The 25,160-nt window shown below is 66.5% G+C and carries 23 protein-coding genes; 17 read left to right on the forward strand and 6 right to left on the reverse strand.

Annotation, left to right across the window (positions count from 1 at the left end; all coding sequences use genetic code 11):
* Positions 1-149 precede the first annotated feature (149 nt).
* Complete coding sequence (locus tag V7S63_RS06895) at positions 150-884, forward strand: AprI/Inh family metalloprotease inhibitor (protein ID WP_248307607.1); 735 nt, start codon at positions 150-152, stop codon at positions 882-884.
* 31 nt (positions 885-915) lie between these two features.
* Here V7S63_RS06895 and V7S63_RS06900 read toward each other — a convergent pair whose 3' ends face one another.
* The gene (locus V7S63_RS06900; RefSeq protein WP_167561659.1) at positions 916-1,533 is read right to left on the reverse strand and encodes a GNAT family N-acetyltransferase; all 618 of its coding nucleotides are present in this window, start codon (positions 1,531-1,533) and stop codon (positions 916-918) included.
* A gap of 162 nt (positions 1,534-1,695) precedes the next feature.
* Positions 1,696-2,292 carry a LysE family translocator gene (locus tag V7S63_RS06905; protein ID WP_336529687.1) on the reverse strand — a complete coding sequence of 199 codons (597 nt, stop codon included), beginning with the start codon at positions 2,290-2,292 and terminating at the stop codon, positions 1,696-1,698.
* 96 nt (positions 2,293-2,388) lie between these two features.
* Here V7S63_RS06905 and V7S63_RS06910 point away from each other — a divergent pair, with 96 nt between their 5' ends.
* The 10 genes from V7S63_RS06910 (at position 2,389) to lpdA (ending at position 14,909) form a co-directional block, all read left to right on the forward strand.
* Positions 2,389-3,252, forward strand: coding sequence for a LysR family transcriptional regulator (locus tag V7S63_RS06910; protein ID WP_336529688.1), 864 nt, complete (start codon positions 2,389-2,391; stop codon positions 3,250-3,252).
* Between the two features lie 88 nt (positions 3,253-3,340).
* The gene (gene zapE / locus V7S63_RS06915; protein ID WP_336529689.1) at positions 3,341-4,519 is read left to right on the forward strand and encodes a cell division protein ZapE; all 1,179 of its coding nucleotides are present in this window, start codon (positions 3,341-3,343) and stop codon (positions 4,517-4,519) included.
* A gap of 2 nt (positions 4,520-4,521) precedes the next feature.
* Positions 4,522-5,124: a TetR/AcrR family transcriptional regulator gene (locus V7S63_RS06920; RefSeq protein ID WP_244543875.1), complete on the forward strand. Its 603-nt coding sequence runs from the start codon at positions 4,522-4,524 to the stop codon at positions 5,122-5,124.
* Between the two features lie 247 nt (positions 5,125-5,371).
* The gene (gene mdh, locus V7S63_RS06925; protein ID WP_091836521.1) at positions 5,372-6,334 is read left to right on the forward strand and encodes a malate dehydrogenase; all 963 of its coding nucleotides are present in this window, start codon (positions 5,372-5,374) and stop codon (positions 6,332-6,334) included.
* 85 nt (positions 6,335-6,419) lie between these two features.
* Positions 6,420-7,616, forward strand: a complete 1,197-nt coding sequence (gene sucC / locus V7S63_RS06930) for an ADP-forming succinate--CoA ligase subunit beta (RefSeq protein ID WP_091836519.1) — start codon at positions 6,420-6,422, stop codon at positions 7,614-7,616.
* A 9-nt stretch (positions 7,617-7,625) separates the two neighbouring features.
* Entirely contained in the window at positions 7,626-8,510 is an 885-nt protein-coding gene (sucD, locus tag V7S63_RS06935) for a succinate--CoA ligase subunit alpha (protein ID WP_091836516.1), read from the forward strand.
* Between the two features lie 143 nt (positions 8,511-8,653).
* Complete coding sequence (locus V7S63_RS06940; protein WP_336529690.1) at positions 8,654-11,611, forward strand: 2-oxoglutarate dehydrogenase E1 component; 2,958 nt, start codon at positions 8,654-8,656, stop codon at positions 11,609-11,611.
* Positions 11,612-11,751: 140 nt separating this feature from the next.
* Complete coding sequence (gene odhB / locus V7S63_RS06945; RefSeq protein WP_336529691.1) at positions 11,752-13,038, forward strand: 2-oxoglutarate dehydrogenase complex dihydrolipoyllysine-residue succinyltransferase; 1,287 nt, start codon at positions 11,752-11,754, stop codon at positions 13,036-13,038.
* 9 nt (positions 13,039-13,047) lie between these two features.
* Positions 13,048-13,431: an MAPEG family protein gene (locus tag V7S63_RS06950; protein WP_336529692.1), complete on the forward strand. Its 384-nt coding sequence runs from the start codon at positions 13,048-13,050 to the stop codon at positions 13,429-13,431.
* A 77-nt stretch (positions 13,432-13,508) separates the two neighbouring features.
* Entirely contained in the window at positions 13,509-14,909 is a 1,401-nt protein-coding gene (lpdA, locus tag V7S63_RS06955) for a dihydrolipoyl dehydrogenase (RefSeq protein WP_336529693.1), read from the forward strand.
* A 50-nt stretch (positions 14,910-14,959) separates the two neighbouring features.
* Here the strand turns inward: lpdA and V7S63_RS06960 are convergent, their stop codons facing one another.
* Both V7S63_RS06960 and folD read right to left on the reverse strand, forming a co-directional pair.
* Positions 14,960-15,751, reverse strand: coding sequence for a class I SAM-dependent methyltransferase (locus V7S63_RS06960; protein ID WP_336529694.1), 792 nt, complete (start codon positions 15,749-15,751; stop codon positions 14,960-14,962).
* Between the two features lie 101 nt (positions 15,752-15,852).
* Positions 15,853-16,707: a bifunctional methylenetetrahydrofolate dehydrogenase/methenyltetrahydrofolate cyclohydrolase FolD gene (folD, locus tag V7S63_RS06965; RefSeq protein WP_336529695.1), complete on the reverse strand. Its 855-nt coding sequence runs from the start codon at positions 16,705-16,707 to the stop codon at positions 15,853-15,855.
* A gap of 223 nt (positions 16,708-16,930) precedes the next feature.
* Here folD and V7S63_RS06970 point away from each other — a divergent pair, with 223 nt between their 5' ends.
* From V7S63_RS06970 to V7S63_RS06990, 5 genes are all read left to right on the forward strand, one after another.
* Positions 16,931-18,259, forward strand: a complete 1,329-nt coding sequence (locus V7S63_RS06970) for a cytosine deaminase (protein WP_336529696.1) — start codon at positions 16,931-16,933, stop codon at positions 18,257-18,259.
* Positions 18,256-19,683 (forward strand): FAD-binding oxidoreductase, encoded by a 1,428-nt coding sequence (locus V7S63_RS06975; protein WP_336529697.1) that lies wholly within the window; start codon positions 18,256-18,258, stop codon positions 19,681-19,683. The genes V7S63_RS06970 and V7S63_RS06975 overlap by 4 nt, the downstream gene beginning before the upstream one ends.
* Positions 19,684-19,691: 8 nt before the next feature.
* Positions 19,692-20,285, forward strand: a complete 594-nt coding sequence (locus tag V7S63_RS06980; RefSeq protein WP_091836497.1) for an NAD(P)H-dependent oxidoreductase — start codon at positions 19,692-19,694, stop codon at positions 20,283-20,285.
* An 81-nt stretch (positions 20,286-20,366) separates the two neighbouring features.
* Positions 20,367-20,840 (forward strand): MarR family winged helix-turn-helix transcriptional regulator, encoded by a 474-nt coding sequence (locus tag V7S63_RS06985; protein WP_091836494.1) that lies wholly within the window; start codon positions 20,367-20,369, stop codon positions 20,838-20,840.
* Between the two features lie 157 nt (positions 20,841-20,997).
* A complete protein-coding gene (locus V7S63_RS06990) occupies positions 20,998-21,870 on the forward strand; it encodes a DMT family transporter (protein WP_244543874.1) in 873 nt (290 codons plus the stop codon).
* A 132-nt stretch (positions 21,871-22,002) separates the two neighbouring features.
* On the opposite strand, the gene V7S63_RS06995 is transcribed toward V7S63_RS06990, so the two are convergent.
* Complete coding sequence (locus V7S63_RS06995; RefSeq protein WP_091836492.1) at positions 22,003-22,905, reverse strand: NAD(P)-dependent oxidoreductase; 903 nt, start codon at positions 22,903-22,905, stop codon at positions 22,003-22,005.
* Positions 22,906-23,009: 104 nt separating this feature from the next.
* On the opposite strand from V7S63_RS06995, the gene V7S63_RS07000 reads away from it, so the two are divergent.
* Positions 23,010-24,095 carry a LacI family DNA-binding transcriptional regulator gene (locus V7S63_RS07000; RefSeq protein ID WP_100963805.1) on the forward strand — a complete coding sequence of 362 codons (1,086 nt, stop codon included), beginning with the start codon at positions 23,010-23,012 and terminating at the stop codon, positions 24,093-24,095.
* 127 nt (positions 24,096-24,222) lie between these two features.
* Here the strand turns inward: V7S63_RS07000 and V7S63_RS07005 are convergent, their stop codons facing one another.
* A complete protein-coding gene (locus V7S63_RS07005) occupies positions 24,223-25,119 on the reverse strand; it encodes an NAD(P)-dependent oxidoreductase (protein WP_336530227.1) in 897 nt (298 codons plus the stop codon).
* Positions 25,120-25,160: the final 41 nt, after the last annotated feature.

Here is a 25,160-nt window from a genome sequence, read left to right on the forward strand (position 1 = left end):
CCATGCCATAAGCGTGCTGCAAAACCATGTTGAGACTTGACCGATGCGCGTTTTGCAGCCTTGAACCACGCGCACGCCAAATATTTCATGCCGCATTCAGGCAGCATGGGCACAATGCTGCGGACGGGCGACTGGTCGAGATGGTGGGAATGAGCTTCAGGACTTCTGTGCTGCTGCGGGCCGCGAGCCTGCTGCCTCTCGTGCTGCTGACCGCCTGCGCAGGATCGCAGCGTTTCGGTGGCTATGGTTCGGGTTCCGGCCAGGCCGTCGCGCGCGCACCGGTCTATAGCGAGCCGGTCCAGTCGGCGCCGCCGATCCAGTCGGCTCCGATCACCTCCGAGCCCTTGCCGCCACCGGGCGGCTATCCGAGTGGGCCGTCGCCGCAGGCCGGTGGTTATCCCCCTGGCGGTTCCGCGCCGGGCGCGGGCGGCATGCCGCCCCAGAACGATCCGTTCTTCGATCCGCAGGCGGCGCAGCCGGGGCAACAGCCGCCGGTGCAGCAGCAGCGCCCGGTCGAGCCGGCGCCGCCGAGCAACCAGGTCGCCAACGCCAATCCAGGCGCAACGCCGGGCGGCGGCTCGACCCGCGGCGGCGCGGTTTCGAGCCGCGACGGCGTCATTGGCAACTGGACGGCACAGGAGGCGACCGGCGGCTCCTGCCGGGTGCAGCTCTCGAGCTCGCCTTCGCTCGACCTCTACCGCGCCAACGCCACGGGCTGCAGCAATCGCGACCTGCAGCAGGTCAACGCCTGGGACTACCGCGACGGCGAGGTCTATCTCTATCAACGGGGGGGAGCGGTGGTGGCGCGCCTGCGCGTCGGCAGCGGCGGTGCCATGAACGGCGCGATCACCAAATCGGGCGCCGGGCTCTCGATGAATCGATAAGCACGGCGCCCGTCGTTCTTGCGAGGCCGTGTCAGTGCCGCGAGGCGCTCCGGCTGAACAAGCCCTGCGGCCAGAACTTGCGCTGCAGCGAGAGCGACAAGGTCGCGAAGCTGCGGGCGTTGTCGAGGGCTTCGTCGAGCAGGGTGAACGGCGTCGGCGCGCCGGTGGCGATCCGACCCTCGACATCGGCGTAGCCGCCGACCATCTCGGCCTCGAACTTGCGCGCGAGATTCCGCATCGCCGCGTTCTCCGGCAGGCAGGTCATGTAGAGCGTGCGGATATTGCGGTTGCGTGCGGCCGTGATCAGACGGCTGAACAGCTCCCCGCCGATGCCGCGCCGGCGCCAGTCGCGTTCGACGCTGAAGGCGGCTTCGCCCGTCTGGACGATAATCTCCTCCAGCCCGCGCAATTCGGCGGCGCCGCGAATCTCGCCGGCCTCGACATAGGCGTAGACGAGCCCACCGACGCCGAAGGTGGTTTCGGCGTAAGCGCGGAGAAAATCATCGTTGACCGCCGTCCCGAACCGCTCGCGCCGCGTGGCGGTGTCGAGACGAAGCAGATGGGCGGTGAAGAGGTCGCGCTCGGCAGGCCAGAGACGCCTGACCTCGCCGTGTCTGGCCTTGGCGCCAGACTTGATCGAACGGTTCAATTGCAACTCCTGTGAAAGCGCGGATGGCGCTGCCCAGAGGAGGCGTGTCTTCCCTAACTTGGATGCCAAGATGAGCTTGTGATCTGGAAATGCAAGAGGCGCAATTGCGGCAATTTACGGCTAGATGCCTGTAAGACTGGCCGGAATGGTCAAGATTGTGCGCTATCGCCACATGGTTGCGATCGAGGCGGCCAATGCCAGCGCAAGCGCGATGTTGAGGGCGCGCCATTGCCAGGCCTGCGTCAGCAGTTTCGCAAGGAGCAGTCCGGCGACGCACCAGAGCATCAGCGACAGCAGCGCGAGCACTCCGAAGACTGTGCCGAGCAGGGCGGCGAGTTCTCCCGCACCGCGGGCGAGCTCTCCGAAGGAGGCGGCGGCGCCGAGCGTCATCGCCCAGCCCTTGGGATTCTGGAGCTGGATCCAGAGCGCGCCGGCAAAGCTCGTTGGCTTGGCGATGCTCCTGTCGAGATGCGGCGGGCCGCTGCGGCCGATCCTGATTGCGAGCCAGAGCAGATAGGCCGAGCCGGCGAGCTTCATCGCGAATTCGAGCGAGGGCATAGCCAGGAGCAGACCGGCGAGCCCGGCCGCAGCCGCGACTGCCATTCCGGCCAATCCGATAGCGACGCCGATCATGAAGGGCAGGGAGCGACGGAAGCCGAAATGGGCGCCGGAGGCGGTGGCGAGGGTCGTGGTGGCGCCTGGAGTCACCGTCGAGATGGCGGCGAAGGCGATCAGCGGCAGGACCGATTCCGGGGACATGAGGCGGCTCCAGATGGAGCCGAGGACATAGGTCTCTTCGCGGTATCATGAAAACGAATGTTGAAGGGATTCGGCATTACGCTCCATAATGCCCGCATGCGCAATCTCGACCTCGAACTGATCCGGGCTTTCGTCGCCGTGGCCGACCATGGCAGCATGACCGTGGCTGGCAATGTGCTGCATCTGACGCAGAGCGCCGTCAGCCAGCAGATCATGCGGCTTGAGCGGCGGCTCGGGCAGGCCCTGTTCCTGCGCGAGCGGCGCGGATTGAAGCTGACGGCCTCGGGCGATCGCCTGCTCGCCAAGGCGCGCCGGCTGATCGGTCTCAATGACGAGATCTGGGCTGAGATGACGACAAGCTGCGCCGGTACGGTGCGGCTTGGCGTGCCCTATGACCTCGTCGGCACCGCGCTTGCGCCGATCCTGAAGGGTTTTGCTGAGGCGAGCCCGCTGGTCGAGATCTCGCTGGTCTGCGCGTCCTCGCCGCAATTGCTGGAGGCGCTCGGCAAGGGCGAGGTCGATCTTGCTTTGGTCGAGGAGCCTCTTTCGGCCGCCGGCGGCGAATGCCTCGGCATCGAAAGGCTGGTCTGGGTCGGCGCCAGGGCCGGCACCGCTCATCTGAAACAGCCACTGCCCTTGTCGCTGGTGGCCGATAGTTGCGCCTTCCGGCCGGCCGTGACCGAAGCGCTCGACGGGCAGGGGCGGGCGTGGCGCAGCGTGTTCGAGAACGGCAACATCGATGCGACCACGGCGACGGTTCGGACCGACCTTGCCGTAACCGCCTGGCTCGCCTGCACCGTGCCGTCCGATCTCGACATTCTCGGGTCGGCAGAAGGGTTGCCCGAGCTGCCGCCCTTCGCGATCACGCTGCATCTGCCGCGCTCGCAGCCCTCGGAGTCGGCGCGCGAGCTCGCCCGCCATCTGCGCGCCGGCTGGGTGCGCCCGCGCCAGGCCGCATAGCGCGCCGGCCTCGCCGAGGGTTGCGGGGCGGGCCGCCCTGCCGTAACCCGGAAGGCGACGTCTCTCCCTGCTGTCCCGCCTCCAGGCCATGTCCGCCACGCTCCCCGAACGCTATGACACCCTGGTCGCCTCGGGCGCGATCGAGCGCGATCCGGCACAGATCGCCGTCGTCAGGCGGCTGCAGGCGCTGTCCGAAACCCTCGCGAGCCGCAAGCTGGCGAAGAAGAGCAGCGCGCTCGGCTGGCTGTTCGGGCGCAAGCAGCCGGCTGCGGATGCAGTCAGGGGCCTCTACATCTGGGGCTCGGTCGGCCGCGGCAAGACCATGCTGATGGACCTGTTCTACGAGACGGTCCCGGTTGCGGCGCGCCGGCGCGTGCACTTCCACGCCTTCATGGCCGATGTGCATGAGCGCATCCATGCCTACCGCCAGGCGCTCAAGGCCGGCACGGTCAAGGAGCCGGACCCGATCGGGCCGGTGGCGGCGGAGCTGGCTGAGGAGGCGAGCCTGCTCTGCTTCGACGAGTTCACCGTCACCGATATCGCCGATGCGATGATCCTCGGGCGATTGTTCACCAAGCTCTTCGCCGACGGCGTCACCGTGGTCGCGACCTCGAATGTCGAGCCGTCGCGGCTGTATGAGGGTGGTCTCAACCGGGCGCTCTTCCTACCGTTCATCGACTTGCTCGCCAGCAAGGTCGAGGTGATCAAGCTGGAGGCGCGCACCGATTTCCGGCTGGAAAAGCTCGGCGGCGCGCCGACCTATCACGTCCCTGCCGACGACAAGGCCAAGGCCGCGCTCGACAAGGCTTTCAGCCAGCTCACCGGCATGGCGCAGGGCGCGCCCACGACGATCGCGATCAAGGGCCATGAGCTCAAGCTGCCGCAGGCGGCGGGCGGCGTGGCGCGGGCGAGCTTTTCAGATCTCTGCGCGCAGGCCTATGGCGCGTCCGACTATCTCGCGCTCGCGCAGCACTTCCACACGCTGATCCTCGACGACATCCCGATCATGGACATCGAGCGGCGCAACGAGGCCAAGCGCTTCATCATCCTGATCGACACGCTCTATGAGAGCCATGTGAAGCTCGTCGCCTCGGCAGCGGCAGAGCCGACCGGGCTCTATGTGGCGCAGAACGGCCGCGAGGCCTTCGAGTTCGACCGGACGGTGTCGCGCCTGATCGAGATGCGTTCGGAGGTATACCTCGCCTTGCCGCACGGCCGGGCCGACTCGGCGGCTAGCGGCGACGCGACCGGGCTGGTGGAGACCTGAGCGTGGCTGCGCCGCGCGAACCGAGCGAGATGCGCATTCTCTCGGTCGCCGGCGAGCATCTGCGCCGGCACGGCCTGCGTCGCTTCACCGTGGTCGCGGTGGCGGAAGAGGCGGGCATGACCCATGCCAATGTCTATCGCTACTTCCCCTCGCGCACGGCGCTGATCGATGCTGTCGTCGATGTCTGGCTGAAGGCGGCCGAGCGTTCGCTCGCCGACATCGCCGACGGGCCTGACCCTGCCGAGGACAAGCTCGAGCGCCTGATCCTGGCGCTCGCCAAGGCGAACCGCACCCTGCTGCACGAGGAGCCGCATCTGTTCGCGGCGCTGTCGCAGGCCGTGGCAAAGCGCCATGCGATCAGCCGGCGCAACAGAACGCGCGTGCGCGCCCTGTTCGAGCGCGTCATCGACGACGGCATCGCCACGGGCGCCTTCGAGCCGCGCGACCGCGACCGCGCTATCGCCTTCGTGATCGATGCCACCCACCGCTTCATCCATCCTGCCTCGCTGGAACTGGAGGCGGATGTGCCGCAGGCCTCGGTCGATGCCAGGCTCGCCACGCTGATCCGGGTGGCGCTGCGCACGCTTGCGACCGGTGTCATCTGAAAAAAAATGACAGTTTTTGTAAATTGTAACTGCCCCATTGCGAGGCAGCCTGACGGGTCGTCGCGGTTAGTTAGCGCCTAACGGTTTGTTATTCCACGATATTCGCCGCCAGCTATGTCTCAACGACCAATTCGGGCTATTCCAATGTGCGTTCGTGCGCGGGGTTGAGCCCGGAAGCGGCTTGCGTCAAAGAACCGTCGGCTTTTCGGCTTCAACTGCTCTCGCATCCAACAACAAGGATTCGGCAATGGCCCGCAAGAAGATCGCCCTCATCGGCGCCGGACAGATCGGCGGCACGCTCGCGCACCTCGCGGGCCTCAAGGAGCTGGGCGACGTCGTCCTCTTCGATATCGCGGAAGGCATTCCCCAGGGCAAAGGCCTCGATATCGCCGAGTCCGCTCCGGTCGACGGCTTCGACGCCGGCTACAAGGGCACGCAGTCCTATGAGGACATCAAGGGCGCCGACGTGATCATCGTCACCGCCGGCGTGCCGCGCAAGCCCGGCATGAGCCGCGACGACCTGATCGGCATCAACCTCAAGGTGATGAAGTCGGTGGGCGAGGGCATCAAGCAGTATGCTCCCAAGGCCTTCGTGATCTGCATCACCAACCCGCTCGACGCGATGGTCTGGGCGCTGCAGAAGTTCTCGGGCCTGAAGCCCAACATGATCTGCGGCATGGCCGGCGTGCTCGACTCGGCCCGCTTCCGCCACTTCCTCGCCGACGAGTTCAAGGTCTCGGTCAAGGACGTCTCGGCCTTCGTGCTCGGCGGCCATGGCGACGACATGGTGCCGCTGGTCCGTTACTCCGGCGTCGCCGGCATCCCGCTGCCCGACCTCGTCAAGATGAAGTGGACGACGCAGGAGCGCCTCGACGCCATCGTCGAGCGCACCCGCAAGGGCGGCGGCGAGATCGTCAACCTGCTCAAGACCGGCTCGGCCTTCTACGCCCCGGCCGCTTCGGCGATCGCCATGGCCGAGAGCTATCTCAAGGACCAGAAGCGCGTGCTGCCCGCGGCGGCCGCGCTCAAGGGCCAGTACGGCGTCAAAGACATGTTCGTCGGCGTGCCGGTGGTGATCGGCGCCAAGGGTGTCGAGCGGGTCGTCAAGATCCGCCTCAACGGCGCAGAGAAGGAGATGCTGGCCAAGTCGGTCGCCTCGGTCCAGGGTCTGATCGACGCCTGCAAGAGCATCGACGCGTCATTGGCGTGAGACAGACGGATGGCGTGATGGCCGGCGGCAACGTCTTGCGCCATCACGCCGTCGCCTCTCCCTTTACCGGCACAGGACATCAGGCATGAACATCCACGAATATCAGGGCAAGGCGGTTCTCAAGGAGTACGGCGCGCCCGTCTCCGCCGGCTTCCCGGCGCTATCGGTGGCGGAGGCCGTCGAGGCGGCGAAGAAGCTGCCCGGACCGCTCTATGTGGTGAAGAGCCAGATCCATGCCGGCGGGCGCGGCAAGGGCAAGTTCAAGGAGCTGCCGGCCGATGCCAAGGGCGGCGTGCGGCTCGCCAAGTCGATCGAAGAGGTCGAGAGCCACGCCAAGGAAATGCTCGGCAACACGCTGGTGACGGCGCAGACCGGCCCGGCCGGCAAGCAGGTCAACCGCCTCTATATCGAGGACGGCTCGGACATCTCGAAGGAATTCTACCTCTCGGCGCTGGTCGATCGCGAGACCTCTCGCGTTGCCTTCGTGGTCTCGACCGAGGGCGGCATGGACATCGAGAAGGTGGCCCATGACACGCCCGAGAAGATCCTGACCTTCTCGGTTGATCCGGCGACCGGGATCATGCCGCATCACGGCCGCACCGTCGCCAAGGCTCTGGGCCTCAGCGGCGACCAGGCCAAGCAGGCGGCGAGCGTGCTCGGACAGATCTATGCCGCCTTCGTCGGCAAGGACATGGCGATGCTCGAGATCAACCCGCTGATCGTAACGACGCAGGGCCAGGTCAAGTGCCTCGACGCCAAGGTCTCGTTCGACTCCAACTCGCTCTACCGCCATCCCGAGCTGATGGAACTGCGTGACGAGACCGAAGAGGACGCCAAGGAGATCGAAGCGTCCAAGTACGACCTCGCCTATATCGCCCTCGACGGCACGATCGGCTGCATGGTCAACGGCGCGGGCCTCGCCATGGCGACGCTCGACATCATCCAGCTCTACGGCGAAAGCCCGGCGAACTTCCTCGATGTCGGCGGCGGCGCCTCGGAGGAAAAGGTCACCGCGGCCTTCAAGATCATCACCGCCGACCCGAAGGTGAAGGGCATCCTCGTCAACATCTTCGGCGGCATCATGAAGTGCGACGTCATCGCCCGCGGCGTCATCGCGGCGGTGAAGACGGTCGGGCTCGAAGTGCCGCTGGTGGTGCGCCTCGAAGGCACCAATGTCGAAGAAGGCAAGGCGATCATCCGCGATTCCGGCCTCAACGTCATCCCGGCCGATGACCTCGACGACGCCGCGCAGAAGATCGTCGCTGCGATCAAGAAGGCTTGAGGTAAACCGATGTCCATCCTGATCGACAAGAACACCAAGGTCATCTGCCAGGGCTTCACCGGCAAGAACGGTACCTTCCATTCCGAGCAGGCGATCGCCTATGGCACGCAGATGGTCGGCGGCACCTCCCCGGGTAAGGGCGGCTCGCTCCATCTCGGCCTGCCCGTCTTCGATACCGTCGCCGAGGCGCGCGACAAGACCGGCGCGACGGCTTCAGTGGTCTACGTGCCGCCGCCGGGCGCCGCTGACGCGATCTGCGAGGCGATCGACGCCGAGATCCCGCTGGTGATCTGCATCACCGAGGGCATCCCGGTGCTCGACATGGTGCGCGTGAAGCGCTCGCTCTCGGGCTCCAAGACCCGCCTGATCGGGCCGAACTGCCCGGGCGTCGTCACCGCCGGCGAGAGCAAGATCGGCATCATGCCGGCCAACATCTTCAAGCCCGGCTCGGTCGGCATCGTCTCGCGCTCCGGCACGCTGACATATGAGGCGGTGTTCCAGACCACCAACGAAGGCCTCGGTCAGACCACGGCGGTCGGCATCGGCGGCGACCCGGTCAAGGGCACCGAGTTCATCGACATGCTCGAGATGTTCCTCGCCGACGAGAAGACGACGTCGATCGTGATGATCGGCGAGATCGGCGGCTCGGCCGAGGAAGAGGCGGCGCAGTTCATCAAGGACGAGGCCAAGCGCGGGCGCAAGAAGCCGATGGTCGGCTTCATCGCCGGCCGCACGGCTCCTCCCGGCCGCCGCATGGGCCATGCCGGCGCGATCATCTCGGGCGGCAAGGGCGGCGCGGAAGACAAGATCGCGGCGATGGAAGCGGCCGGTATCCGCGTCTCGCCGTCGCCGGCGCGCCTTGGAAAGACCTTGGTCGAAGTATTGAAGGGCTGAGGAACGGGTCATTCCGGGACGCGCCGCAGGCGCGGGCCCGGACCCCATGAACACAGGTCGCGACAGCAAGGGTGCTGTCGCGGTTATGGATCCCGGGTTGGCCGCGCCGGCCCCGGGATGACGGAGAGGAAGGCAGGACGATCATGGCTCGCCAGGACATCAACGAGGCTCTCGCGCAGACGGGTTTCCTCTATGGCGGCAACGCGGCCTATATCGAGGACCTCTACGCCCGCTATCAGGCCGACCCCAAGTCGGTCGATCCGGAGTGGCAGGGCTTCTTCTCCGCGCTGAACGACGACAAGCAGGCGATCGTCGACAACGCCAAGGGCGCGTCCTGGAAGAAGCCGAACTGGCCGATCCCGGCCGGCGGCGAGCTGGTCTCGGCGCTCGACGGCAACTGGGCCGCGGTCGAGAAGGCAGTCGGCGACAAGCTCGGAGCCAAGGCCAAGGCCGCCGGCGCGACCATCTCCGCCGCCGACGTCCAGCAGGCGACGCGCGACTCGGTCCGCGCGATCATGCTGATCCGCGCCTATCGCATGCGCGGCCACCTCCACGCCCAGCTCGATCCGCTGGGGATCGAGAGCCAGAAGGATCCGGAGGAGCTGTCGCCGGCCGCGTTCGGCTTCACCGAGGCCGATCTCGACCGCAAGATCTTCATCGACAACGTGCTCGGCCTGGAGTTCGCCACCATCCGCGAGATGACGGCGATCCTGCAGCGAACCTATTGCCAGACCATCGGCATCGAGTTCATGCACATCTCCGATCCCGAGCAGAAGGCTTGGCTGCAGGAGCGGATCGAGGGGCCGGACAAGGAGATCGCCTTCACCCGCGAGGGCAAGAAGGCGATTCTGAACAAGCTCGTCGAGGCCGAAGGCTTCGAGAAGTTCCTCGACCTCAAGTTCACCGGTACCAAGCGTTTCGGCCTCGATGGCGGCGAGTCGCTGATCCCGGCGCTGGAGCAGATCATCAAGCGCGGCGGCTCGCTCGGCGTGCGCGACATCGTCTTCGGCATGGCCCATCGCGGCCGCCTCAACGTGCTGACCCAGGTCCTGGGCAAGCCGCATCGCGCCCTGTTCCACGAATTCAAGGGCGGCTCCTTCGCGCCCGACGACGTCGAGGGCTCGGGCGACGTCAAGTACCATCTCGGCGCCTCCAGCGATCGCGAGTTCGACGGCAACAATGTCCACGTCTCGCTGACGGCCAACCCCTCGCATCTCGAGATCGTCGACCCCGTGGTGCTCGGCAAGGTCCGCGCCAAGCAGGACCAGTTCGGCGATATCGTCGAGCGCTCCAAGGTGCTGCCGCTGCTGATCCACGGCGATGCCGCCTTCGCCGGCCAGGGCGTCGTGGCGGAGTGCCTGGGCCTATCCGGGCTGAAGGGCCACCGCACCGGCGGCTCGCTGCACTTCATCATCAACAACCAGATCGGCTTCACCACCTATCCGCGCTATTCGCGCTCCTCGCCCTATCCGTCCGACGTGGCGAAGATGGTCGAGGCTCCGGTCTTCCATGTGAACGGCGACGATCCGGAAGCGGTCGTCTTCGCCGCCAAGATCGCGATCGAGTTCCGGCAGAAGTTCCACAAGCCGGTCGTGATCGACATGTTCTGCTATCGCCGCTTCGGCCATAACGAGGGCGACGAGCCGGGCTTCACCCAGCCGCTGATGTACCGCAAGATCCGCGGCCACAAGTCGACGCTGGAGCTCTACAGCACCAAGCTCGAAGCCGAGGGCGTGATCCAGCCGGGCGAGCTCGACCAGATGCGCGCAGCCTGGAAGGAGAAGCTCGAGGTCGAGTTCGACGCCGGCCAGGCCTTCAAGCCGAACAAGGCCGACTGGCTCGACGGCCGCTGGGCCGGCATGAAGGCGATCCGCGCCGACGAGGACGATCCGCGCCGCGGCGCCACCGGCGTGCCGGAAGCGACGCTCAAGGAGATCACGCAGAAGATCACCGAGGTCCCGGAAGGCTTCAACGTCCACAAGACGATCCAGCGCTTCCTCGACAACCGCCGCAAGGCGGTCGAGAGCGGGCAGGGCATCGACTGGGCGACGGCGGAAGCGCTGGCCTTCGGCTCGCTGCTGCTCGACGGCAACCCGGTGCGCCTCTCCGGCCAGGATTGCGAGCGCGGCACCTTCTCGCAGCGCCATTCGGTGCTGATCGACCAGGAGACAGAAGCCCGCCACACCTCGCTGAACCATATCCGCGAGGGCCAATCGCGCTACGAGGTCATCAACTCGATGCTCTCGGAAGAGGCTGTGCTCGGCTTCGAATACGGCTACACCCTGTCTGAGCCGAACGCGCTGACGATGTGGGAGGCGCAGTTCGGCGACTTCGCCAATGGCGCGCAGGTCGTGTTCGACCAGTTCATCTCCTCGGGTGAGCGCAAGTGGCTGCGCATGTCCGGCCTCGTCTGCCTGCTGCCGCACGGCTATGAGGGCCAGGGTCCGGAACACTCCTCGGCCCGCCTCGAGCGCTTCCTGCAGATGTGCGCCGAGGACAACATGCAGGTGGCGAACTGCTCGACCCCGGCGAGCTATTTCCACATCCTGCGCCGCCAGCTGAAGCGCGACTTCCGCAAGCCGCTGATCCTGATGACGCCGAAGTCGCTGCTGCGCCACAAGCGCTGCGTCTCGGACCTCAGCGAGCTGGCCGAGGGCTCGACCTTCCATCGCGTGCTGCACGACGATGCCGAGCGCGGCAAGTCGACCACCAAGCTGGTCAAGGATTCGAAGATCCGCCGCGTCGTGCTCTGCTCGGGCAAGGTCTATTTCGACCTGCTGGAGGAACGCGAGAAGCGCGGGATCGACGATGTCTACCTGATGCGCGTCGAGCAGCTCTATCCGTTCCCGCTGAAGTCGCTGGCCCACGAGCTGGGGCGCTTCAAGGGCGCCGACGTCGTCTGGTGCCAGGAGGAGCCGAAGAACCAGGGCGCCTGGACCTTCGTCGAGCCCTATCTGGAATGGGTGCTGGGCCATGCCGGCTCGAAGTCGAAGCGGCCGCGCTATGTCGGCCGCCCGGCCTCGGCCGCGACTGCGACCGGCCTGATGTCGAAGCACGTCGCCCAGCTCAACGCCTTCCTGGACGAGGCTTTTGCCGCTTAAACACTGCGTCATTCCGGACAAGCCGCGTCAGCAGCTCCGATCCGGGATCCATGCCTGAACCGTTCCGGAATGGATCCCGGCTCTGCGCTTCGCTCCGCCCGGGATGACATCCACGAGATCCGAATAAGAAGAGGCCTGACATGGCGACCGAAATCCGCGTTCCGACCCTCGGCGAATCCGTCTCCGAGGCCACCATCGGCAAGTGGTTCAAGAAGCCCGGCGACGCGGTGAAGGCGGACGAGCCTTTGGTCGAGCTCGAGACCGACAAGGTGACGCTGGAGGTCAACGCTCCGGCCGCTGGCGTGCTCGGCGAGATCGTCGCCAAGGAAGGCGAGACGGTCGGCGTCAGCGCGTTGCTCGGCACCATTGCGGCAGGCGACGGCAAGGCCGCTGCACCGACCAAGGACGAGAAGAAGGCGGACACTGCCGTGGCGCAGGCCGCCGGCAAGGCCGGAGCCGAGACCTCCGCCGATGCGCAGAAGAAGGCCGGCGAAGTCGCCGGCGACACGCAGATCAAGCCGGCGACCAAGGCCGCCGATTCCGGCCCGGCCGTCTCGCGCCTTGCGGCCGAGAGCGGCGTCGATCCCTCCAAGGTCGCAGCGTCCGGCAAGGATGGCCGCGTCACCAAGGGTGATATGCTCGCTGCGATCGCGACCGGCCCGGCCGTCGTCGCTGCCGCGCCTGCCGCTCCGGTTCAGGTCCGGGCGCCGTCGGCTCCCGACGACGCTTCGCGCGAAGAGCGCGTGAAGATGACCAAGCTGCGCCAGACCATCGCGCGCCGCCTCAAGGAAGCCCAGACCAACGCCGCGATGCTGACCACCTTCAACGAGGTGGACATGACCAACGTCATGGCGCTGCGCAACCAGTACAAGGATGTGTTCGAGAAGAAGCACGGCGTGAAGCTCGGCTTCATGGGCTTCTTCGTGAAGGCCGCCGTGCAGGCACTGAAGGAGATCCCGGCCGTCAACGCCGAGATCGACGGCACCGACATCGTCTACAAGAACTATTACCACATCGGCGTCGCCGTCGGCACCGACAAGGGCCTGGTCGTGCCGGTGGTGCGCGATGCGGACGAGCTCTCCATCGCCGGCGTCGAGAAGAAGATCGGCGAGTTCGGCAAGAAGGCCCGTGACGGCGCCCTCAAGATAGAGGAAATGCAGGGCGGCACCTTCACGATCTCGAATGGCGGCGTCTACGGCTCGCTGATGTCGACGCCGATCCTGAACGCGCCGCAGTCGGCGATCCTGGGCATGCACAAGATCCAGGAGCGCCCGATGGTGGTCGGCGGCAAGATCGAGATCCGCCCGATGATGTATCTCGCGGTCAGCTACGACCACCGCATCATCGACGGCAAGGAAGCGGTGACCTTCCTCGTCCGGATCAAGGAAGGCCTGGAAGACCCGGCGCGCCTCGTCCTCGACCTCTGAGGCGAACCCATGCTCTCGCTGATCGTCGCGAGCGTCGCCCTGCTCTTCGTCCATATCGGAGCGCAGGCGATCGCGGCGACCAGCGAGCTGGGCTCGGCCTGGAATGCCGGGCCGCGCGATGACGATGTGAGGCCGCAAGGCGTCTTCGCCGGGCGGGCCGAGCGGGCGCTGCGCAACTATCTGGAGACCTACCCGGCTTTTGCAGTGCTGGCCGTGGCGTTGGTCGCGAGCGGTCGTATTGATGGCATCGGCTTCATCGGCGGCGCGGTCTGGCTCATCGCCCGCATCGTCTACATCCCGCTCTACCTCGCCGGCATCCCCTATTGGCGTACCCTGGTCTGGTTGGCCGGCGCAGTCGGCTTGGCGATGATGGCAATCCGGCTGTTGGCCTGAGGAAGGCGGAGCATCGCTTCGGACCCAACGCGCCATTGGCGCAACAGCAATCGTAAAGTCTGAACGGAAGAGAGACCATGTCCTACGATCTCGTCGTCATCGGAACCGGCCCCGGCGGCTATGTCTGCGCCATCCGCGCTGCCCAGCTCGGCCTCAAGGTCGCGGTGGTCGAGAAGCGCAAGACCCACGGCGGCACCTGCCTCAACGTCGGCTGCATCCCCTCCAAGGCGCTGCTGCATGCGTCCGAGATGTTTGAGGAGGCCAGCCATACGTTTCCGAGCCTCGGCATCACCGTCGGCAAGCCCAAGCTCGACCTCAAGCAGATGCTGGTCCACAAGCAGGAGACCATCGACGCCAACGTCAACGGCGTCGCTTTCCTGCTGAAGAAGAACAAGATCGATCCGTTCCACGGCACGGCCTCGATCCCGGCAGCCGGCAAGGTCGTCGTCACCGCCGAGGACGGCAAGACGCAGGAGCTCGAGACCAGGAACATCGTCATCGCCACCGGCTCGGAATCGGCTGCGCTGCCGGGCGTCACCACCGACGAGAAGACGGTGGTGACCTCCACGGGCGCGCTGGAGCTTGCGTCCGTGCCGAAGGAGCTGCTGGTTGTCGGTGCCGGCGTAATCGGCCTGGAGATCGGCTCGGTCTGGGCCCGGCTCGGCGCCAAGGTCACGGTGGTCGAATATCTCGACCGCATCCTGCCCGGCATGGATGACGAGATCGCCAAGCAGTTCCAGCGCATCCTGCAGAAGCAGGGCTTCACCTTCCATCTCGGCTCGAAGGTCACCAAGGTCGACGTGGCCAAGAAGGGTGGCGCCACCGTCACGGTCGAACCGGCCGCCGGCGGCGAGGCCAAGACGCTGAATGCCGACATCGTGCTGGTCGCGATCGGCCGGCGCCCGAACACGGATGGTCTGACCCTCGACAAGGCCGGCGTCGCAACCGAGCGCGGCCGCGTCGTCATCGACGACCACTTCAAGACCAATGTCGACGGCATCTACGCTATCGGCGATGTGGTGCGCGGGCCGATGCTGGCGCACAAGGCCGAGGATGAAGGCGTCGCCGTCGCCGAGATCCTTGCCGGCAAGCATGGCCATGTGAACTACGACGCGATTCCGGGCATCGTCTACACCGCCCCCGAGGTCGCCGCGATCGGCAAGACCGAGGAAGAGCTCAAGGCTGCGGGTGTCGCCTACAAGGTCGGCAAGTTCCCGTTCACCGCCAATGGCCGGGCCCGCGCGATGCGGCACACCGACGGTTTCGTCAAGTTCCTCGCCGATGCCACGACCGATCGCGTGCTCGGCTGCCACATCATCGGCCCGCATGCCGGCGACCTTATCGCCGAGGTGACGGTGCTGATGGAGTTCGGCGGCTCGGCCGAGGATCTCGCCCGCACCTGCCACGCCCATCCGACATTGGCCGAGGCGGTCAAGGAAGCGGCGCTCGCTGTCGACAAGCGCCCGATCCATATGTGAGGCGAGGTCGCCGCCCGCGCGACGACGCTTTCAATTGCGGGGCCGGCGCGTCAGTGAGACGTGCCGGCTTTTTTGCAGACGAGGTTCAGGAGCCCGTCGCGGCTGGTGTCGTCGCCCGCTGCGAGCGGGCGGCCATCCTCGCCGAAGCGGGCCAGGATCTCGAATCCGGCCGCCTCGAGCTGGCGTTCCTGCGTCGCCAGGTCGATGAAATAGAACAGCCCGCTCCAGCGATGGGCAGGGTCGACATGGATGGCGTAGTCTGCCTCCTCACGCGCGAAGGGCCGCAGGCGCAGATAGTTGATCCAACTCTGCGGATGGACCGAATTCACGATCTCGCGCGGGTGCCAGGAGCGCGCATGCAGCGGCATGCCGCCGGCGCGGCTCCAGGCGCGATTGTGGAAGGAGAAGGCGAAGACGCCACCCGGCGCCAGCACCTCACGGACCGACGCGATGACAGCCAGCCGCTCAGCATGATCGAAGGCGCTGAGAATGGCGAGGGCGCCGAGCACGAAATCGAAGCGGCCGGGGCCGAACTCGCTGATCGCGCGGACATCCATGTCGAGGAAGGTCGCGCCCGGGAAGCGGCGCCTGGCGACGGCCAGCATCGCCTCGGCCTTGTCGATCCCGACATAGTCGGCAACGTCAGGCAGCAGCGCGCCAGTCGTGCGGCCGGAGCCGACGCCGAGATCGAGCAGGCGCTTGCCGGCATAGGCGTGCTGGAAGCGTTCGAGGATCACCGCTTCGGAGGCAAAGAGACTCTGTTCGCCGTACCACTCGGCGATCTCGGCCCGGTCGAACAGATCGGCATTGTGCCGGGCGATGTCGATGGCCGAGCCTTGCATGGCGCGCCTCCACGTCGTTCGAGAGCCCGACCATGCTCCCGCCCGCGGCGCCGCACAAATTCTTGGTTAATCTATAGTTAACGCCGGCCCCCGCGTCCGACCTATCCGCGCCGGGCGCGATAGGCGGTCAGCGTGTTGCGCAGCAGGCAGGCGATGGTCATCGGGCCGACGCCGCCGGGGACCGGCGTGATCGCGCCGGCGACTTCAGCCGCCTGCGCATAATCGACGTCGCCGGCGAGCTTGCCGTCGGGCATGCGGTTGATGCCGACATCGATCACGGTCGCGCCCGGCTTGATCCAGTCGCCCTTGACCATGCGCGGCCGGCCGACTGCGGCGACGACGATATCGGCGCGCTTCACAACGGCCGGCAGGTCACGCGTGCGCGAATGGGCGATGGTGACGGTGCAATCGGCCTGGAGCAGCAATTGCGCCACCGGCCGGCCGACCAGTTCGGAGCGGCCGATGACGACCGCTTCCAGCCCCGATAGCGCGGGCAGCGCCTGCTTCAGCAACAGCATGCAGCCGAGCGGCGTGCAGGGCATGAGGCCGTTCTTGCCGCCGGCGAGCAGGCCGGCATTGATCGGGTGGAGGCCATCGACATCCTTGGCCGGGTCGATCGCATCGATGATGCGGCCGGTGTCGATATGCTTGGGCAGCGGCAGCTGGACGAGGATGCCGTCGACGCCGTCATCGGCGTTGAGCTCGGCGATCTTGGCGAGCAGCGTCGCTTCCGTGGTCTCGGCCGAGAGGCGATGGGCGACCGAGTTCATCCCGATCTCGGCCGCGAGCTTCTCCTTGGACGCGACATAGACCTTGCTGGCCGGGTCTTCGCCGACGAGCACGACATGCAGGCCGGGCACGGGCTTGCCGGCTGCCTTGAGCGCCGCAACCTCGCGACCGATCTCGGCCCTGAGTTCCGCCGCCGCTGCCTTGCCGTCGATGATGCGTGCCGCCATGACCAGCTCCTTGGTGAGGCATCGGATCGAAAAGCGGATTCCAGTTTCCGGTTTGATGCCCTGCGCCGCTCTCTTGCTGCATTGCGACAGAACGGACAAGGGCCGCTTTGCGTTGAATCTCCGGCGTGTGGGGATGCCGCGTGCGCCGCTTGATCGGGACGCGGCGAGCCAGCATGGTCGGCGGGTGATTCAGAAGGCGGCGTGCAGGCCGGAGACGATCGACGTGACCACCGGCTTTGCAGCAATCCCGGCTTCCGGCAGCTATGTGCTGCGCAATGTCAGGACGGCTGCCTGTCTGGTCGAGGCCGGCAGCCTGGCTGGTGACCGCGGCGGCCTGGCGCTGCTCGACATCGCCGTCGAGGACGGTGTCATCGCTTCCCTTCTGGCGGGCGGCGCGCCCGCGCTCGAAGCCCAGCCGGCAGTCGATCTCGACGGCGGTATTGCGCTGCCGCGGCTGGTCGATGTCCATACCCATCTCGACAAGGGCCATATCTGGCCGCGCCGGCCCAATCCGGATGGCAGCTTCATGGGCGCGCTCAGCGCGGTCGCGGCCGATCGCGAGGCGAACTGGTCGGCCCGCGATGTGCGGGCGCGCATGGAATTCGGCCTGCGCTGCGCCTATGCCCATGGCACGGCGGCGATCCGCACCCATCTCGATTCGCTCGGCAAGCAGATCGGTATCTCCTGGCCGGTCTATGCCGAGTTGCGCGCGGAATGGGCCGGTCGGATCGCCCTGCAAGCCTCGCCCTTGTTCGGGATCGATGCCGTCGCCGATCCCGCCCATATGCGGGCGATCGTGAAGGCCGTGACCGATCATGGCGACAGGCTGCTCGGCGCCGTCACCTATATGGTGCCTGAACTCGACGCCGCCCTCGACACGCTGTTCCTGACCGCGATCGAACACGGCTTCGATCTCGACTTCCATGTCGATGAGACCAACGATCCGGCGGCGCGTTCGCTCGAGCACATCGCCGATGCGGCGCTGCGCCATCGCTTCACCGGCAAGATCCTGGCCGGGCATTGCTGCTCGCTCTCGCTGCAGCAGCCGCACGACGAGGCGCGCATTATCGGGAAGGTGCGCGAGGCGGGGATCGCCGTGGTCTCGCTGCCGATGTGCAACATGTATCTGCAGGATCGCCAGCGCGGACGCACGCCACGCTGGCGCGGCGTCACCGCGCTGCACGAGCTGAAGGCCGCTGGCGTGCCGGTGATGGTCGCCTCCGACAACACCCGCGACCCGTTCTACGCCTATGGCGACCTCGATCTCGTCGAGACGCTGCGCGAGGGCACCCGCATCCTTCAGCTCGACCATTCCGACCGTGACTGGGCAAGGGCGGTCGCTGCGACGCCGGCCGAGGTCATGGGACTGGCCAGCGCCGGCCGGCTGGCTGTCGGTGGCCCTGCCGACCTGATCCTGACCCACGCCCGCGACTGGACCGAATTCTTCGCCAGGCCGCAGGCCGACCGGACCATTCTGGTCAACGGCCGCGCCATCGACCGTGCCTTGCCCGATTATCGCGAACTCGATTCCCTGATGAGCCGCCCCGCATGACCGCACGCTACGACATCGACGCCCTGAAGCGCCGCCTCGCCGGCATCCGCACCGAGGACAACCCGGCGCTGGTCAAGCAGAAGAGCCGCGACTTCTTCTGGTATTCGCCGACGCTGAAGCGCCAGCTCGACCATGTCGTCGCCGACATCATCGTTTCGCCGGTGAGCGAAGCGCAGGTGCTGGAGACGCTCTCGGCCGCGCATGCGCTCGGCATTCCCGTGACGCCGCGCGGCACCGGCACCGGCAATTACGGCCAGGCGATGCCGCTCTCGGGCGGGATCGTGCTCGACCTTTCCGGCTTCAACAAGGTGACCAGCATCGAGGCCGGGCGCTATGTCGCCGAGCCTGGCGCCGTGCTGGCGAAGATCGACCAGGAGACGCGCGCCCATTCGCGCCAGGAGATCAGGCTGCACCCCTCGACCTATCACACCGCCTCGATCGGCGGCTTCATCGCCGGCGGCTCCGGCGGCGTCGGCTCGATCAAATGGGGCGGCCTGCGCGACTGGGGCAACATCATCTCGCTGCGCGTCGCGACGATGGAGGGCACGCCGCGCATCCTCGAGCTCCAGGGCGAAGACCTGCACAAGGTCGCCCATGCCTATGGCACCAACGGCATCATCACACAGGTCGAGATGCCGCTCGGTCCGGCCTATGCCTGGGTCGACGTCATTCTCGGCTTCGGCGAATTGCGCGCTGCGGCCGAGTTCGCCAATGCGCTGGGCGAGCAGGACGGGCTGGCGTTGAAGAACCTCGCGGTCGTCGCCGCGCCCGCTCCGCACGATTATTTCCTACGCCACAGGAAGTTCCTGCCGCGCGACAGCCATTGCGTCATGGTCATGGTCGCCGATTTCGCCGTCGAATCGATGCTGGCCTTCGCCCGCCGCTTCGGCGGCTCGCAAGTGCTGATGCGCTCCGACACGCTGACGGCGGAGGAGGCGAAGGGGTTGCCGCCGACCTTCGAGCTCGGCTGGAACCACACCACCTTGCGGGCGCTGCGTGTCGATCCCTTGATCACCTATCTGCAGGTGCTCTATCCCTTCCCGAACCAGGTCGATCTCGTCGACAAGATCCATGCCCGCTTCGGCGACGAGGTCACCTGCCATCTCGAATTCGTCCGCTTCGACGGCAAGATCACCTGCTTCGGCCTGCCATTGGTGCGCTTCACCAGCGAGGAGCGTCTGGAAGAGATCATGGCGATCCATGAGGAGATGGGCGCGCCGATCTTCAATCCGCACCGCTACACGCTGGAGGAGGGCGGGATGAAGCAGACCGACGAGGTCCAGCTCGCCTTCAAGCGCGAGGCCGATCCGCAGGGGCTGCTCAATCCCGGCAAGATGATCGCCTGGGAGGACCCGGACTACGACTACCGCTCGGGCAAGACCTTCCTGTTCAAGGCGCTCGGCGAAGCCGGCGTCGGCGCCTGAGCCGATCGATGCGCGCGCTCGTCCTCTATGCCCACCCCGATCCCGCAAGCTTCGGGGCGGCGGTGCATGAGACTGTTGTCTCCGGCCTGCGCCGCGCCGGGCATGAGGTCGACGACTGCGACCTCTATGCCGAGGGGTTCGATCCCGTGCTGAGCTGCGAGGAGCGCGTCGGCTATCATGATCTCGGCACAAACCAGAACAATGTAGCCGGCTATGTCGAGCGCCTGTTGCGGGCGGACGCACTGTATCTGTGCTTCCCGGTCTGGAACTACGGCTATCCCGCGATCTTGAAGGGCTATTTCGATCGCGTCTTCCTGCCGGGCGTCTCGTTCAAGCTGGTCGATGGCTCGATCCGCCCGAATCTCTGGAACATTCGCCGGCTGACGACGGTGACAAGCTATGGCGGCTCGCGCTGGCGCACCTTCCTGATGGGCGATCCGCCGCGCCGGCAGATCAAGCGCGGCTTGCGGGCGGTATGCCACCCGGCTGCGCGGGTCTCCTATCTCGCGCATTACGACATGAATCGGTCGACGCCGCAGAGCCGCGCGGCTTTTCTCGCCAGGGTTGCGCAGGAAATCGCGCGGATTCAAAAGCCTGTCTGACAATTGTCATCGGCCTGTCATGAAGGCGGGCGATTGCACAGCCGGCGAAAAGTATCCGCAACCTTTTCCAAGGGCCGGCTCATGACCAAGTCCCTCGAAAAAAGCGTCGGCCGTGCCTTGCTGGTGACGGCGCGGCTCCACAGGGCAAGGATGGGCGAGCGTCTCAACGCGCTCGGGCTCTTCCCGGGCCAGGAACAGGCGCTGAAATCCCTGCAGGGCGCACCGATGACGATGGGCGAGCTTGCGACGCTGTTGCGGGTCAAGCCGCCGACCGTGTCCAAGACGATCGGCCGGCTTTCGCTGCAGGGGCTGGTGACGCGCGAGGGCGGTGGGCGCGATGGCCGGCTGGTGCAGGTGGCGCTGACCGAGAACGGCCAGAAGACCGCGGCGGCACTCGATGCGGTCTGGAATCAGGTCGAGGAAGAGCTGCTCGAAAAGCTCGACGCCAAGGAGCGCAAGCAGTTGCGCAAATTGCTGCGCAAGGCGTCGAAGGGCTTGTCCAAGGCCGGTGCCGATGTCGAGGATGCCGAGGACGAGGCTGAGGACGCCGCCTGACGCCGGGCGCGTCGGCGGCATGACTCGCATGCGCTGGCGGGCTGGTTTCAAGCCCTAAATCGGTTCATTGATGTCTCGTCATTCCTCCAGAGCATGACGAGACGCTCAGCCTTTGTCGGCCGCTCCCGCTCCGCTTCCGGATACGCGCCGGACACGCTTGACCGCCATCGCCCTGATGAGCGGGGCGATCGTCTGCTTTTCCCTGCTCGATACATGCGCCAAATGGCTTGGCGGGACGATGCAGCCGATGCAGGTGGTCCTGGCGCGCTATGTGATCAGCGTCGCCCTGGTCTCGCTCCTGCTCAATCCCTGGAGCCATCCGGGCATCACTCGGACGAGGCGTCCCTGGCTGCAGGGCTTCCGCTCGCTGCTGCTGCTCGGCTCGACCGCGCTCAACTTCGTCGCCCTGCAATATCTGCAGCTGGCCGAGACGGTCTCGATCATGTTCGCCACGCCGCTGCTGGTGGCGCTGCTGGCCGGGCCGCTGCTTGGGGAATGGGCCGGGCCGCGCCGGCTGATCGCGATCGGCGTCGGCTTCCTCGGTGTCCTCGTGGTGACGCGGCCGGGACTGGGGGGCTTGCATCCGGCGGCCCTGCTCAGCGTCTGCGGCTGTCTCTGCTACGCCTTCTACAGCCTGTCGACGCGGATGCTGGCCGCGAGCGACTCGCCGCAGACGACGATGTTCTACTCCGGCATCGGCGGGGTGGTGATCATGTTGCCGCTGCTGCCGCTGTACTGGTCCTGGCCAGCGGACTGGCAAAGCTGGCTGTTGATGTGCGGGACCGGCTTCTTCGGCGCACTCGGCCATTGGCTGCTGATCCTGGCGCATCAGCGGGCGCCGGCGACGATCCTGGCGCCGTTCATCTATTCCCAGATCATCTGGATGATCCTGCTCGGCTGGTTCGTCTTCGGCCAGATTCCCGACCGCTTCACCTTCATCGGCGCGACGATCGTCATCGCGTCGGGGCTCTATCTGCTCTACCGCGAGCGCATCCGGCACGTGCCCGAAGGCTCGGCCCGCCTGGACTGATGCCGGCACGCATATTGAAGCCTCCACCCGTGGATGGAGGCCATGATGACGGTTTGGCACCGCAACTGGCTACCGGCGACCGCGTTCGGCACAGATGTGCTCCGGGCGCGTCCCGCCATGGCACAGCCGGACTCAGCCGAGCGAAACCTTGCTCTGCGCAGCGACGAAGTCCGAGAGCATCGGCACATAGTCCTCGCCCTTGCCGCTGGCGACGGCTGCCGCATAGACGTTCTTGACGGCACCGCCCACCGGGTTCGGAACGCCGGCGGCGTTGGCGAGGCTCTCCAGATAGCGGACATCCTTCAGCGCGTTGGAGAGCGTGAACTTGTGTGCATCCCGATCGCGCTCCAGCACATATTGCATGAAGGTCCGGTAGAAGCCGCACTCCATCCGGCCGCCGGTGATGACGCTGTCGAAGGTCTGCGGGGTGATGCCGACCTTCTGGGCCAGCGTCAGAGCCTCCGCATAGATGGCGCCGTAACCGAGGGAGAGGAAGTTGTTGAGCAGCTTCATCTTGTGGCCGTCGCCGACCGGGCCGAGATGGACGATCTTCTGGGCCCAGGCTTCGCAGACCGGGCGGATGCGCTCGAAAACCGCACTGTCGGCTCCAATCATCGTGGAGAGTTGACCGAGCTTCGCCTGGGCGGGTGTTCCGCCCAGCGGAGCGTCACAGAGGTGCAGGCCGATGGCAGCGAGCCGTTCAGCCAGAGCGACCGTCGAGACGGGATCGGAGGTCGAGCAGTCGACGATGACCGTTCCGGGCTGGGCGCCGGCAGCGATGCCGTCAGGCCCGTTGACGACCTGCTCCACCTGCGGCGAGCCGGTGACGCAAAGGAAGATGATGCTCGCCTTCCCGGCGAGCTCCTTCGGCGTGGCCGCCTCGGCGGCGCCGGCCGCCTTCAATTCCTCGACGGGCTTGCGATTGCGATGGCCCATGACGGTCAGGCGAAAGCCTTTGGCGAGAATGCAACTCGCCATGCCCTGACCCATGTAACCGACACCGATGAAGCCGATCGATTCTTTAGTCGTGCTCATCTTCAGTTTCTCCCAATTCTATGAGATGGAACAATGCAATGCGGAACGATTTGGCCAAGAACTGGTTGAATGCATCGGCTTACCGGCTTCAGGAGAAGCGTTCGATGGCGAATGACGGACACTCGCGCGACCCTTCGGGGGCGGGGAAGGCGGGTGTAAAGCCCGGTGGCCGGGGTCGCGTTACCTTGCAGATCATCGCCGATCGGCTGGAGGTCTCGACCGCGACGGTTTCTCTTGCTCTGCGCGAAAGTCCGCTGGTCGCCGACGGCACCCGCCTTCGGGTGCAGCAGATCGCGCGCGAAATGGGCTATAGCTACAACCGCAGCGCGGCCTCGCTGCGGACCGACCGGACCAATATCCTGGGCGTCGGCTTCCACGACATCACCAATCCCTATTTCGCCGAGCTGCTCGCGGCGATCGAGGAGACGGCAGCGGCGCATGGCCGCTCGATCCTGCTCGGCACCTATGCCGAGAACCTCCAGCGGCAGGACCGCGTCCTCACCACGCTCAAGGAATATCGCCCCGACGGCATGATCATCTGCCCGGCCGGCGGCACCACGGCGGAGACGCTGCAGCATCTGATGGCGGCGCAAGTGCCACTGGTCCAGCTCTCGCGCGAAATTCCCGGCATCGGCCTGGACTTCGTCGGCTCTGACGACCGGCACGGCACGGTGCTGGCCGTCGAGCATCTCATCGGCCTCGGCCACACCCGCATCGCCTTTCTCGGCGAAAGCCCGCTGATCTCGACCGGGCGCAACCGCTATCGCGGCTATTGCGAGACCCTGGCCAAGCATGGGCTGCCGCTCGACCCCACGATCGTCTACTCGGCCTATGGCACGCGCGAGAATGGGCTGAAGGGCGTCCAGAAGGTGCTCGACGCCGCGAACCCGCCGACCGCCGCGATCTGCTTCAACGATCTTACCGCCTTCGGCGCCATGCTCGGCCTGCGCCATCGCGGCTTGGAAGCTGGTGCGGACTTCTCGATCATCGGCTGCGACGATGTTCAGGAAGCCTCGCAATGGTATCCCGCCCTGACCACGGTCAAGAACTTCCAGGACGAGATGGGCCGCAAGACCGCGGAGATGCTGCTCCGCCGCATCGCCGATCCAGCGGCACCGCCGCAGCGCGCCGTGCTGACCCCGGAGCTGGTGGTGCGCGGGACCACGGCGCCGCCGAAGGCGGCGCGCTGAAGCTGGCGTATTTTCAAGTTTCTCAGAAACGCGGACATACGCCAGGTCTTTGGTTTGACGCATTTTCGTTACGCAAACCGGTGCCCAGTTCGCTTGAAAATGCCTTAGCTCATGAAAATGCCTTAGCTCACGCATCGTTGTCCGGCTTGCGGTTCAGCGCCCGATAGGCGCGCACCACATGCGAGTCGTCGCGCCCGCCATGGCCAAGGCCGGAGGCGGCGAGGAACATCTGGTGCGCGGCTGCTGCCAGCGGCAAGGCCGCCTTGGCGGCGCGGCCGGCGTCGAGGACGATGCCGAGGTCCTTGACGAAGATGTCGACGGCGCTGGCGACCGGCGGCTCGTCTTCGAGCATGCGTAGGCCGCGGTCTTTCAGCATCCAGGACGAGGCGGCCGAGCCGCCCATGATCTCGAACAGCAGGGCGCCGTCGATGCCGGCCTTCTGCGCCAGCGACAGCGCCTCCGCCGCGACCGCGATATGAACGCCGCAGAGCAACTGGTTGACGGTTTTCACCGTCGCGCCCTGGCCCGGCTTCCCGCCGACATGGAAGACCTTGTCGCCCATGGCGTCGAGCACGGGCTTGGCCTTGGCGAAGCTGTCGGCAGGGGCCCCGACCATGATGGTGAGCGTGCCGCCCTGCGCACCCTTGACGCCGCCCGAGACCGGCGCGTCGACGAAATGCCGGCCGGTCTTGGTCACGGCGTCAGCGATCGTCTCGACCTCGCCGGGCGGGCAGGTCGCCATCAGGATGACGGTGGCGCCCGGAGCCAGCGCATCGAGCGCGCCGGCGTCGAACAGGACCGAGCGGGCCTGTGCAGCGTTGACCACCATCAGGACGAGCGCCTCGGCTCCTTCAGCCGCGGCGGCAGCACTGTCGGCGGCCTGGCCGCCAGCTGCGACGAGCGCGGTCCGGGCGCTCTCCCGCATATCGAAGCCGGTGACGCGGAACTGGCGCTTGACGAGATTCTCGGCCATCGGCGCGCCCATGGCGCCGAGCCCGACGAAGGCGATTGAGGTCACGACGATTTGCCTTGGTTGGAAGGCGGGCGGCCTGGCCGCCCGCCGGA

It is taken from the genome of Allobosea sp. CCNWLY174 (assembly GCF_037120455.1).
Lineage (GTDB): Bacteria > Pseudomonadota > Alphaproteobacteria > Rhizobiales > Beijerinckiaceae > Allobosea > Allobosea lupini.